An 11,915-nucleotide genomic window follows, 5' to 3' on the forward strand; every position below is an offset into this window, starting at 1 on the left:
CTTATCATTTGCGGAGGGAGATCTTTACTTGGAATCTAAAGGTTTAATGGGCGGATTTTATAAAATTACGGAATGGATCATGAGAATATCGGGAAGTAACCTGTTGTGGTTGGTATGTTCCCTGCCTTTCTTGTTTTTCACGTTTGTGGCGTTCTTTACGCCAGGTGCGGATGCCGATTTTACACGACTTAATTTGTGGATTATGGCGATTTTGGCACCGTTTACATTTTTTCCTGCCACGTCGGCTCTGTTTTCGGTAGTACGGAAATGGGTGATGGGGGAAGCGGATGTAAGTATCATCAAGACGTATTTCAAAGGATACAAAGAGAATTATAAGCAAAGCATGCTAGGCGGTATTTTCTATACTTTGCTCACCGTTATTATGGTTGTCGATTATGAAATGTACATGAAGCAGTTTAACAACCTGCAATTTATCGGGATTGTTATCCTGGTTTTCCTGGTACTGCTGCTTGTTTCTTTGTTCCACTTTTTCTCTATGGTGGCTCACTATTATTTAAAGGTGACCCAACTAATCAAAAACGCGATTTTATTGACGATCCTCAAACCGTTCAGAATGTTGTCGACGGTGATTTGTACGGGGGTTTTGGTCTTCCTGACCATAAGATTCCCATGGCTGATCTTTTTCGGATTAGCGAGTCTTACCGCGCTTGTCGCTTTCTTTAACTTCTATGCTGCATATAATAAGGTTCAGGAGAAAGTGGAGAAAATGCGTGCAGCCGAAGATTCGGGCAATGAAGGCAGCACCGATGCGGATGACGACGAATCGCCGCTTGAACTTCCTTCCGGCGGAGAAAAGGAAAAAGATTAAGTGTAACCGGATTGAAAATTGGATGGAATTTCCTTGCTCGTCAAGTTTACATTCAGCTTACAAAGTTCTATAATAGGTTTACGTCCTGCGATGTACGTTTCGGTTCTATGTTGTTTTGAACCAATGACAAAGTCTCGGGAGACTTACATTGCGTCATAGCTGAAAGGCCCTATCCATGTTGATGAGGGGACTTCTAATATGTCGCTGCGGTCACCCACCTGCTAATGCAGGTTCGAGACAATGTAACCGGACGGCATAGGCGGGTCTCTTTTATTAAAAATGCGGCACTTTGAAGACTTTGGGAATATCCGGTCTTTGAAGTGCTTTTTTGTGTATAAGTGAGTGATCTCTTCCCTTTTGTTTGTTACTGAACAATGATAAACTATAGTTATAGAGAAAGTTTATAAAAACCATTATGAAATCGCATTCTTGGTTGTGTCAGTAGGATAAAGGAGGAAGAACAGGTTGTCATTAAAAAGAACATTAACCGGCATATTCCGCAGTCAGGAAGGAACGAGCGACCGCGCCAAAGTGCCCGAATTGAAAACAAGATATTACCAATTATCGAAAGATAAGATTTGGGAGGAAGTATCCTCGACTTTAAAGAAAGTTCCCGGTTATAAAGTGCTGCACGAGGTCCCGTCCGTTGGAGAGATTACGTTGGAAAAACGCAGCGGCTTCGGGCGGACGATGGATATCACGGTTTCGATCGTTTCCACCGGACCAATGCGCAGTGCGGTCGATATTTATTCGGCTACGCGCGGAAGTTTCGGCGACTTGGGGGCCAACTACCGCAACATTATCCACTTGTTCACCATGCTCGATAAGAAGCTGTCATCGTACAAGGTTAAGTCTTAGGAACGGTTGTATGAGAAAAGCGAGCAGGGAGGGGTTCCCTCCTTACTCGCTTTTCGTTTATCGCAATTATTTATATTACTTGTTCGAGGTGATTAAGACAGCAATTCTTTTACGGCGGCTACCGGCTTTTCGTAATCCGGATGCTCGGACATTTCCTTCAGCACTTCGACATAACGGATTTTGTTGTCTTGATCGACAACGAAAACAGCACGTTGGTCAAGCGCGAATTCTTTGATGAGAACGCCGTAAGACTTCCCGAAGGAATTCTCTTTATAATCGGACAAAGTGACAACACGGTCTACGCCTGCAGCACCGCACCAACGGGCTTGGGCGAAAGGAAGATCGGCGCTGACGGTCAAGATCACTACGTTATCGCCTAGGTCTGCGGCTTCTTGGTTGAAGCGGCGAGTTTGCGCGTCGCATACGCCTGTATCCAGGGAGGGCACGACACTGATCAGCTTGATTTTGCCCGCGAAATCCTGCAGGGTAACTTCTTCGAGCAGGTTCTTATTCAACCGGAAATCCGGCGCGGTGTCGCCTACTTTGAGTTCCGGACCCACCAAGGTAATGGGGTTGCCTTTGAATGTTGCCACGCTTGCGCGTTCTTGTGTCATTTGATTCTCCTCCTAAACATGAGATAATGGGATATTCAGTCTTCATTATAGACGTTTTAAAAAGTGATTGTCCAACTTTAGGAAATCCAGCACGAAAAGGAATGGTAAGATGATATTTATCCGCTATGAAAATTGGAAAAGTTATCTCCGTTATTACCCGGTGACCGTACTGATTTTGGCCGCCAACCTGGTTATGTTCTTGCTCGTTATGTTTAACGGAGGTTCGGATAATCCCTATACCCAGCTAAAATACGGGGCGCTCACCAATGTCGAGCCCTATGCAAGCGAATATTGGAGACTTCTGGGATCGATGTTTTTGCATCATGACTTTGGCCACCTGTTCTCCAACAGCTTCGCCATACTGGTATTCGCTCCGCCTCTGGAGCGGCTGTTGGGCCATTGGCGTTATGCGCTGCTATACATCGGCAGCGGCCTTGTCGGTAATCTCATCAGTCTTGAGGTTTATCAGCGCTCAATGGACATCCACCTCTCCGTAGGGGCTTCAGGAGCCGTGTATGGGGTGTACGGCGCATTTTTGTACATCGCACTGCTTCAGCGTCAGCTTATGGACGAAAGCTCGCGAAAAACGTTGTACAGCTTGCTGATCATCGGTGTCGTTTTCTCCGTTATTGTGCCGCAGGTGAACTGGATGGCTCATTTTGGAGGTCTGATCGGAGGCTTCTTCCTGTACGGAATCATCATCAGAGTATTAAAACGGCGTTGAACCCGGAAGGGGTCCATGGTACATTAGAAATGGAAATGGAATGTAAGCCCTTTTATAAATCTCAGCCCTAGTTCGGATTTTATCAGCAGATGCGAAATGGAGCGATCAGATTCGTGGAATTAAGACAATTGCAATATTTTTTGAAAGTGGCAAGGAAAGAGCACGTCACTCAAGCGGCTGAAGAGCTGCATGTGGCCCAATCGGCGGTAAGCCGGCAAATTCACCAACTAGAGCAAGAGCTTGGCGTCAATCTGTTTATGCAAAAAGGAAGAAACCTGCAGCTGACTGCCGTCGGACAGTTGTTCTGCAGCCGGGTCGAGACCATCCTTAAGGATCTGGACCGTGCCGTAAATGAAGTCCATGAATTTCTGGATCCGGAACAGGGAGAGATCCGGCTCGGATTCCCCAACAGTCTTGGGATTCATATCATTCCAAGCGTGGTAGCGGAATTCCGGAAGCTGTATCCTAATGTCAAATTCCGCTTCAGACAAGGGACCTACCCGACATTGATTCGTGACGTCGTGTCTGGCGAGGTGGACTTGGCGTTCATCTCGCCATTTCCGGAAAATCATGATCAAGTAGTAGGAAACGTGGTGCTGACGGAGGATTTGGTCGCGATTATGCCGCCAAGCCACCCGCTGGCCGGAGAGCAAAGCATCAAATTGAATCAATTGAAGGACGATAAGTTTATTTTATTCAGCAAAGGTTATTCGCTTCGACCTATCGTATGGCAGGCTTGCTTGGAGGCCGGATTTACGCCTAAGATAGCTTTTGAGGGCGAAGAAACAGACACCATCCGGGGCTTGGTTGCCGCCGGGATGGGGGTAAGCCTGCTGCCGGAGATGGCCTTGTTCCAGAGCTTTTCCCTCCAGCCTAGCAGGGTCCGCATCTCGGATCCGAAGGTAACCCGAACGGTCGGACTGATTCACCGGGCGGATGAGAAGCTGCCGCTGGTCGCCCAGTCGTTTAGAGTGTTTCTTCTTGAATATTTTGGACTTCAAATCGATACTCCGCCGAGTCAATGAGACCGGCGGTTTTTTTTCGCGAAGATAGTAAACCGGGCTCAACGCCAAAAAAAGCTCCTCCCAGTATAGCTGGGAGGAGCTTTTTGCACTTTAATCGCGGTTACCGACAAAAATGAGAACGTAACGGAGCAGTTCCAGCAAGGAAATCAGAGCAGCCGCTACGTAAGTCAGAGCCGCGGAATTAAGCACTTTGGCTACGCCGCGCTCTTCTTCGTGAGTGACAAAGCCTTGCTGAAGCATGATCTTGCGTGCGCGGTTGCTGGCATTGAATTCGACAGGCAGCGTAACCAGTTGAAACAGGACGGCTGCCGAGAAGAAGATGATGCCCAGACCGACTAAATTGAAAAATCCGAACAAGAAACCGGCCAAGATCAGAAAAGGAGCTACCCCGGACGCAAAATTCACGAAGGGGAACATTCTGTGGCGCAGGACCAGCATCGGATACGCTTCTTTGTGCTGGATGGCGTGCCCGACTTCATGGCAGGCTACGGCAACGGCTGAGATCGAGTTTTCGTAATAAACCGGCTCCGATAAACGGACGACCCGTTTGATCGGATCGTAATGGTCGGATAGCGTACCGCGTACGGGTTCGATCGGAACATCCCATAGACCGTGGGAATCGAGCATGCGTCTTGCTGCATCGTGGCCGGTCAATCCATACATATTCGGTACTTTCGCCCACTTCTTAAAGGTTCCGGAGACCCGGAATTGAGCCCATAACGACAATCCGAAAGCCAACAATATGGGGATGAGCATTAAGTTAGAGTACATGATGAATTCCTCCATAGTCAGATAAGTAAGTTCAGGAAAATCGGTTTAACTGAATGGTCCGTGATTCAATATAATCCGAAGCGCCTCGATACAGGCGAGGCTTTGCGGCATCAGGTTTGAAAATGCCCGGCGTGCCTGCCCCGGCTTCAGACTGGAAATCAGCGGCTCAAGTTCCTTAACTTCGCGTTCAAGCTGCTGCATATGGATTTCGAGCGAATTTAACTTCTCGGTCACATGCTCCTCGGGTGTGACTTTGTTCCATTGCTCCAGCTTTTCGCGAATTTCCTCGAGTGAGTATTTTTCCTGCTTCATCTGATTAATACGGTCCAAACGCAACAAGGTTTCAGAACTGTATAAACGGTAGTTTTTTTGTGTCCGTTTCTCAGCTGAGATCAGCCCAAGCTTGGTGTAGTAGTCGATGGTACGTTCGCTGACATCTGCGGCTTTCGCCAGTTCCCCAATCCGGTAAAGTTTCATTAACTCCAATAGGATCACCTCTCTCCAACGTTTTATCCTTTATAGGAGCGATAAAGCATTCCGTCAAAATGCAATATCTTTGTATAAAATATGATAACTGAACAGCAACTATACAGTCAAACGTCACGCTTTATATTTATTAGTAACTTAAATAAATGTTCATAAATACATAACATATCATGTAAGTTTATTTACACTTTGTGTAAGGTAATTTGCACTTTATGGTATTTTACGAAAAAATGCATTGTAATTTCTGATTAATCGGTCTTATAATCACCTTAACATTTTATTTTGTGTTAGAAAATATGACATTAGGGAGTGGGTTTCATGAAAAAGAAATGGTTGTTCGGATTGTTTAGTGCTATCGCAGCGTTTGCATTTCCTGTATCTGCTTTTGCGGCTGAAGGAGAAATAACCGCGCCCGTGCTCGAAATCGGATTGAATTCCTTGTTCGTATTCGTAGCGGCTATGCTGGTGTTTTTTATGCAAGCTGGCTTTGCACTTTTGGAGGCGGGAACCGTTCGGATGAAAAATGCCGGGCATGTTGCCGGCAAGACGGTACTGACGCTGGGCATTTCCGTCATTGTCTGGTGGGCTGTCGGCTTCGGCTTTGCTTTCGGGGACGGAAACAGTTTCCTGGGAACCACGGGATTTTTGTTCGGCGGGGATCAAGCTATCGGGTCGTTTGGCGTATTCTCTGAAATTGGCGTTCCCTTAAATCTGATGTTTCTTTTCCAAATGGCCTTTGCGGCCGTATCCCTAGCGATTGCTTGCGGCGGTATGGCTGAACGTGCGAAGCTCAGTGTCTACATTATTTTCGGCGCACTGTTCCTTACGATTATTTATCCGATTGTTGCTCACTGGGTATGGGGCGGAGGTTGGCTTGGTTCGCTGGGCATGCAGGACTATGCCGGATCGACGGTTGTCCATCTTACCGGTGCTACGGCAGCGCTCGCAGCTACGATTCTGTTGAAACCCCGGCTAGGAAAATACAATAAGGACGGAAAACCGAACAGTATTCCGGGTCATAATCAAGTGCTGACGGTACTTGGGGTAATTATTCTTTGGATTGGGTGGTTTGGCTTTAACCCGGGTAGTGCTCTGACACCGCTTGGCGACGGATTCTTCGGTTACGTCCTGATGACAACAAACCTCGCGGCAGCAGCGGGGGCGGTAGCAGCTCTTCTTATTTCTTGGGCAGTCATGGGAAAATCCGATATTCCGAGTATGCTTAACGGCGTCCTGGCCGCACTTGTTGCGATTACCGGTTCTTGCGCTTTTGTTGAAGCCTGGGCCTCTATCGTGATCGGTGCAGTAGCCGGGGTACTGACCTTCTTTACGGCAAGATGGTTTGAACGCGCAGGGCTGGACGATCCGATCTATGCCTTCTCCGTACACGGCATTGCCGGGGTATGGGGAGCGATTTCCACTGGTTTGTTCGCTACTCCCGAGCTGGCCGACAAAACCGGAGTAGGTACGGCAGGATTGTTTTATGGCGGCGGCTTAGGACAATTGGGAGTACAGCTCCTGGGGGTTATCGGTACATTCGCATTTGTCCTCGCTATTTCGTTCCTTCTGCTTGGCGGCATGAAGTGGCTGATGGGTCTGCGAGTTACTGAGGAAGAAGAAATGATGGGTCTGGATATCAGTGAGCATGGAACTTATGGATATCCGGAGCAAATGAACATTCTAAATCAACCTGTGTCCGCAGTGCCTGGGACGGGTACGAAAACCGTAACCGACGGGCCGAGAATCGTGAAAAGCGATACGGCTTTGTAATGGGGATTCCCCTTTTGTTAAAAAAGTGAAGAAAGGGAGTCGGCCCATGAGTTACGAAACGGCGGCAGATCATGTCAGCTTTCAAACGATCCGGTCGGCTTCCACTCCGGAATTGCTCCGGTCGGCGCGCTTGGAGGAGCAGTTAAGTCTTTTTGGCAGATTTTCATCTACTAAGATCGAAGAGTGGAACCGGAATGCGGGAGAACTTCAAGATGCCGTAATGTCACAGGCCGCAATTTTATGTCAGCGGCAGCTCATTGAGGAGGGCTTCGGCTCTCCTCCCGCCGCTTATGCGTTTGTTGCCTACGGCAGTGCCGGCAGAAATGAACAAACATTGTGGAGCGACCAGGACAATGGCTTGATTATTGGAAAAGGAGATGGACCGGAGGTAAAAGCCTATTTTGACCGCTTCGGAGTGCGGTTATCACAGTTGCTCGAACAAGCCGGATACCCGCCTTGCCCGGGCAATGTAATGACATCAAATCCTTTATGGAGAAAATCAACTGAGGATTGGATCAGGCAGCTTGAAAGCTGGAGAGAGCAGCTGGGCTGGGAGCAGGTCCGTTACCTGATGATCGCGGCCGATATGCGCCATATTTCCGGCGACTCGAAGCTCACGGGGGAATTGAGGCGGACGACGCATGAGATTTTCGAACAGGATTCCGGTCCTGAAGGGAATTTGGCGGCAGCCGTGCTGCGCAATACCATTCGCCACAAAGCCGCTCTCAATGTGCTGGGCCAGGTGATTACGGAGCAAACCGGCGATCACGCCGGGGATTTCGATGTAAAATACGGGCTCTACCTGCCGCTGGTGAATGCGGTTCGGTACTTGGCCGTAGAATACGGGATCAGCGCATCATCGACGCAGGAGCGGTTGGCCAGGCTGATTAAGCTGGAGGTTGCGCCTTACCGGTGGCTGGAGTCTTGTCAGAACGCATTTTATACCGCACTCAGGTTCAGATCGATGACTTCTTATCTGGAAGAAGACGGTACGCTCTCGGAAACCGGATATTTGCCCCAGTCGATGCTCAAGCAAAAAGAGATCCGACGCGAACTGCGTGAAGCGCTCGGTACGGTAAAGTTGATGTACCGAACCTTACAACGGCAGCAACGATACGCGGAAAGGAAATGGCTATGAAGGAACCGATGAAGGGGAATGGCGGGTTTTGGGATGTCTTGAAAGGCGGAGGGTTGTCCCCGCGGATCGCGTCCATGCTCGGAGCGCCCAGTGCCCAACAGATTGCGTTTGTACGCTCGCTGACCAAGGGACAGCGCCGCCCGGAGACGCTTCACATTCCATTAAGCCAGTTGAGGACAGCGGTATTTGATCTGGAGACGACCGGGTTTCATTATCATTACGGGGACGAGATATTATCATTCGGAGCCGTTAAGGTCGATGGGGAGCAAAGCACGGGAGAATATTATTATTCGCTGTGCAAGCCGGCTTGCAATGTTCCGCAGCGCATTGTTGAACTGACGGGGATTACGCCCGAGATGGTCCAGGACGCGCCGCCCTTGCTTCAAGCCTTGCGGGAATTCATGGCGTTTGTTGATGATCGGGTGCTGATCGCTCATGGGAGCGCTCATGACAAAGCCTTCTTGGATGTGGCGCTTTGGAAAACTACGAAGGCGCATCTTGGCCACAGGGTATTGGACACGATGATGATCGCGCAAAAGCTGGAACCGGGGCGAAAGGTTTCTTCGCTAGATGAGTGGCTCCAAGCGTATGACATTCCGGTCACGCAGCGCCACCATGCGCTGGAGGATGCCAAAATGACCGCCGGATTGTGGAAGGCCATGATCGGGCGTCTGAAGGATCGAAACGTCATCACCTTGGGCGATCTTTACGGATTTCTCAGTAAGACATAATCAGATTCTCCAGAAAGTACGATCCGTTACTCCTTCTGGCAATCGAATAGGCGTTAAGGAGGAAGCCGTCCGGGGTACCGGGCGGCATTTCGTCTTGAATCGCTCCGCCGTTCGCCGGAAATTTGCTTCCGATGAGATACAGCGAGAGCAGACCGCCAAAATGCTGAAGTCCTTCCATATCTGAAATGGAAGGGAGCGGAGGCGATGTCGGATGACTATGAAAAATTCCGATTAAACCGGAAGTGTAGCAGCAGCGAACCCATTCGGCCGGGTCAAATGTGAAGGTGTGTCGTGGATTCTCCGCCATATTCGTAAGAGGCATATAACTGTCGACCGTAATCACTTCAGGGGAGAGGCGGCCAAATAACGCTCCGCAGGCCTCGTCGGGATCGCGGTCAAGACCATCCTTTGCCAGAAGAACCCGGATTGATTCAGGAAGTTCCAATATGCGATTACGGGGCTCAACATCTTTGAAATCATGCATCGGACAATCTCCTTTATTCAATCAATTGTAACTATTCGAGAAATCGGGGTACAATAGTTAGGTAACTGCAAATGACAGCAGTATATATACCACGATAACATAAAGGAAGTTGTAAAATGAACCGGAATAGATGGATTTTGGCCGCACTGCTCGTATTGCTGATTGCGGCAGTATACGATAATTACGGCAATGAACTAAAGACGCTGTTGGGATTTGAGAACAAATCGGCTCCCGCTGCCGGGGAAGAGCAATCCGTCAGTGCGCTGGTCGCTAAAAATGCTCTGAAGCCGGGAACGAAGGCCCCGAAGTTTTCGCTGGTCGGGCTGGACGGACAAACCTATGAGGTTGGAGGGAAGCGGGACAAACCACTCTTAGTCAATTTTTGGGCTTCCTGGTGCGACCCCTGCAAGGAAGAAGCTCCCGACTTGGTTAAGATGGCCGACAAATTCAGTGATCAGCTTGATGTGTATGCGGTCAATGTCACGTTCTATGACAAGCTGGAGGATGCCAAGGGGTTTGTTGAAAATTATGGGTACAAGTTCCCGGTCCTGCTGGATGAGAAGGAAGAACTGTACCGGAAATATAACGGCATCGCTTTTCCGACCAATGTGTTGATCGACGCGGACGGAACCATCCGGGATGTCATCGTCGGCACGCTTTCTCCGGAGGAGCTGGAAGCAAAAATAAAAAAGCTGCTGAATGTTTAGCGGAGTAGACGCAGATATAAAAAAACGTCAGGGATAAAGGCGAGGGCCTTCCCTGACGTTTTTGTTATTAATGATTTACTAAACCCCGCGTTGACGATTGGATTTCTGTATAATCCTCGCGCTTCGTCTGTCCGATCAGGGCGTAACGAAGGCTGTCGACGAGCGCTTCCCAGCTGGCTTCAATCACATTGCCTGAGACGCCCACCGTGCTCCATGAGTTTTCGAAATTTCTGGATTCAATAAGTACGCGGACCTTGGAAGCAGTGGCATCCTTGTCATCCAGTACGCGAACTTTATAATCCGACAAATGTATTTCCTGCAAGCCGGGGTAATAAGTAATAAGCGCTTTGCGAAGCGCATTATCAAGCGCGTTGACCGGGCCGTTTCCTTCGGCGGCCGTATAGATGCTTGCCCCGTCGATTTTCAGCTTGACGAAGGCTTCGGAAATAACCGGTCTTCCCGCAGACTTCTCCACCAGCATTTTAAAAGATTCAAAGACAAACAATTCCTTGAGGTCGCCGTTCGCTTCCCGGAGCAGAAGTTCCAGCGAAGCGTCCGCACCTTCGAATTGGTATCCCTGATGCTCAAGGTCTTTGATTTTTGAAATGACGGCACGGGTACTCTCGTTCTCTGGATCGAACGGAATGCCCATTTCCTGAGCTTTGGACAAGATATTGCTCTGTCCGGCGAGCTCCGAGACAAGAACCCGCTGGCGGTTCCCGACGATTTCGGGAACGATATGCTCGTACGTGCGGGAGTCGCGCAGGATAGCGGATACATGGATGCCGCCTTTGTGAGCAAATGCTGCGGTCCCGACATACGGTTGATTAATCGGCATGTACACATTGGCAATCTCGCTGACATAGCGGGCCGTGTTGGTCAACTGCTTAAGCTGTTCGGGTTCAAGCACTTCATACCCCATTTTAAGCTGGAGATTGGGGATAATAGAGCATAGGTTGGCGTTCCCGCAGCGTTCGCCGTAGCCGTTCATTGTCCCTTGAATTTGCTCCGCACCCGCACGCACGGCGCTAATAGCGTTGGCCACCGCGAGCTCGCAGTCGTTGTGGGTGTGGATGCCAAGACGGGAAGTGGTAACCTGGCCGGCAAGGACGCTGACGATATCATGGACTTCATGCGGCATAGTTCCGCCATTGGTATCGCACATCGTCAGCCAATCGGCCCCGGCCTCTTCCGCTTTGCGCATCACCGCAAGCGCGTACTCGGGATTGTTCTTGTAGCCGTCGAAAAAGTGCTCGGCATCAAAGATGACTTCCATGCCCTGACGTTTCAAATACGCAATGGAATCGTAAATCATCGCCAGGTTCTCTTCCAGTGTTGTCTGGAGAGCCGTGTAGACGTGGAAGTCCCAGGATTTGCCGACCAGTGTCGTCGCTTGGACGCCGGCTTCGAGCATACGCTTCAAATTGGCGTCATGTTCAGCCACGCTGTCCTTTCGGCGGGTGCTTCCAAAGGCCGTAATCTTGGCGGACAGGTTAAGTTCCTGAACGCGCTTGAAAAATTCGATATCTTTGCTGTTGCTTCCCGGGATGCCGCCTTCGATATAATGGACACCCAGCTGATCCAGCTTCTTGGCTATCTTCAACTTATCGTCGGCAGAAAGGCTGATGCCTTCGCCTTGGGTACCGTCACGCAATGTTGTGTCGAAGATGGATAAAGCCTTTGACATGTTGGATGTCTCCCCCTTTTGGATGTCCTCAAATAGAAGCTCCGATTTGGTATAATTTCTTATTATAACATCTGTCTTTAAAATGTAACAC

General features: G+C 49.4%; 13 protein-coding genes and 1 other RNA gene. 9 read left to right on the plus strand and 5 right to left on the minus strand.

Translation table 11 applies throughout. The annotated features are described in order from the left end of the window. Positions 1–28: 28 nt before the first annotated feature. The 3 genes from KJS57_RS10830 to KJS57_RS10840 all read left to right on the plus strand — a co-directional run bounded on the left by KJS57_RS10830 (position 29) and on the right by KJS57_RS10840 (position 1,687). Complete coding sequence (locus tag KJS57_RS10830; protein ID WP_211021083.1) at positions 29–829, plus strand: YesL family protein; 801 nt, start codon at positions 29–31, stop codon at positions 827–829. Between the two features lie 79 nt (positions 830–908). After that, positions 909–1,099, plus strand: a non-coding RNA gene (ssrS, locus tag KJS57_RS10835) — 6S RNA. Positions 1,100–1,294: 195 nt separating this feature from the next. Next, complete coding sequence (locus KJS57_RS10840; RefSeq protein ID WP_211021084.1) at positions 1,295–1,687, plus strand: DUF1499 domain-containing protein; 393 nt, start codon at positions 1,295–1,297, stop codon at positions 1,685–1,687. Between the two features lie 92 nt (positions 1,688–1,779). Here the strand turns inward: KJS57_RS10840 and tpx are convergent, their stop codons facing one another. After that, positions 1,780–2,301, minus strand: coding sequence for a thiol peroxidase (tpx, locus tag KJS57_RS10845; protein ID WP_213654794.1), 522 nt, complete (start codon positions 2,299–2,301; stop codon positions 1,780–1,782). A gap of 109 nt (positions 2,302–2,410) precedes the next feature. Here tpx and KJS57_RS10850 point away from each other — a divergent pair, with 109 nt between their 5' ends. Further along, positions 2,411–3,025: a rhomboid family intramembrane serine protease gene (locus KJS57_RS10850; protein ID WP_213654795.1), complete on the plus strand. Its 615-nt coding sequence runs from the start codon at positions 2,411–2,413 to the stop codon at positions 3,023–3,025. Between the two features lie 113 nt (positions 3,026–3,138). Beyond that, on the plus strand, positions 3,139–4,050 hold the full coding sequence (gene gltC, locus KJS57_RS10855; RefSeq protein WP_211021087.1) for a glutamate biosynthesis transcriptional regulator GltC: 912 nt from the start codon (positions 3,139–3,141) through the stop codon (positions 4,048–4,050). 90 nt (positions 4,051–4,140) lie between these two features. Here gltC and KJS57_RS10860 read toward each other — a convergent pair whose 3' ends face one another. After that, positions 4,141–4,821, minus strand: coding sequence for a zinc metallopeptidase (locus KJS57_RS10860; protein ID WP_213654796.1), 681 nt, complete (start codon positions 4,819–4,821; stop codon positions 4,141–4,143). A gap of 45 nt (positions 4,822–4,866) precedes the next feature. Beyond that, the gene (locus tag KJS57_RS10865) at positions 4,867–5,298 is read right to left on the minus strand and encodes a MerR family transcriptional regulator (protein WP_213654969.1); all 432 of its coding nucleotides are present in this window, start codon (positions 5,296–5,298) and stop codon (positions 4,867–4,869) included. A 327-nt stretch (positions 5,299–5,625) separates the two neighbouring features. Between KJS57_RS10865 and KJS57_RS10870 the strand changes: the two genes are divergently transcribed. Genes KJS57_RS10870 through KJS57_RS10880 form a run of 3 tightly spaced genes read left to right on the plus strand, consistent with a single transcriptional unit; the run spans position 5,626 to position 8,946 of the window. Then, positions 5,626–7,077 (plus strand): ammonium transporter, encoded by a 1,452-nt coding sequence (locus tag KJS57_RS10870; RefSeq protein ID WP_211021090.1) that lies wholly within the window; start codon positions 5,626–5,628, stop codon positions 7,075–7,077. Positions 7,078–7,123: 46 nt separating this feature from the next. Then, positions 7,124–8,215 carry a DUF294 nucleotidyltransferase-like domain-containing protein gene (locus KJS57_RS10875; protein ID WP_213654797.1) on the plus strand — a complete coding sequence of 364 codons (1,092 nt, stop codon included), beginning with the start codon at positions 7,124–7,126 and terminating at the stop codon, positions 8,213–8,215. After that, entirely contained in the window at positions 8,212–8,946 is a 735-nt protein-coding gene (locus KJS57_RS10880; RefSeq protein ID WP_213654970.1) for an exonuclease domain-containing protein, read from the plus strand. Before KJS57_RS10875 ends, KJS57_RS10880 begins: the two co-directional genes overlap by 4 nt. Here the strand turns inward: KJS57_RS10880 and KJS57_RS10885 are convergent. Beyond that, the gene (locus KJS57_RS10885; RefSeq protein ID WP_213654798.1) at positions 8,933–9,430 is read right to left on the minus strand and encodes a M67 family metallopeptidase; all 498 of its coding nucleotides are present in this window, start codon (positions 9,428–9,430) and stop codon (positions 8,933–8,935) included. The two genes, KJS57_RS10880 and KJS57_RS10885, sit on opposite strands and share 14 nt — an antisense overlap. Before the next feature lie 116 nt (positions 9,431–9,546). Here KJS57_RS10885 and KJS57_RS10890 point away from each other — a divergent pair, with 116 nt between their 5' ends. Then, positions 9,547–10,137 carry a TlpA family protein disulfide reductase gene (locus tag KJS57_RS10890; RefSeq protein ID WP_213654799.1) on the plus strand — a complete coding sequence of 197 codons (591 nt, stop codon included), beginning with the start codon at positions 9,547–9,549 and terminating at the stop codon, positions 10,135–10,137. Positions 10,138–10,204: 67 nt separating this feature from the next. Here the strand turns inward: KJS57_RS10890 and cimA are convergent, their stop codons facing one another. Next, positions 10,205–11,824, minus strand: coding sequence for a citramalate synthase (cimA, locus tag KJS57_RS10895; RefSeq protein WP_211021094.1), 1,620 nt, complete (start codon positions 11,822–11,824; stop codon positions 10,205–10,207). Positions 11,825–11,915 lie beyond the last annotated feature (91 nt).

This window comes from Paenibacillus vini (assembly GCF_018403325.1).
Classification (GTDB): Bacteria; Bacillota; Bacilli; order Paenibacillales; family Paenibacillaceae; genus Fontibacillus; species Fontibacillus vini.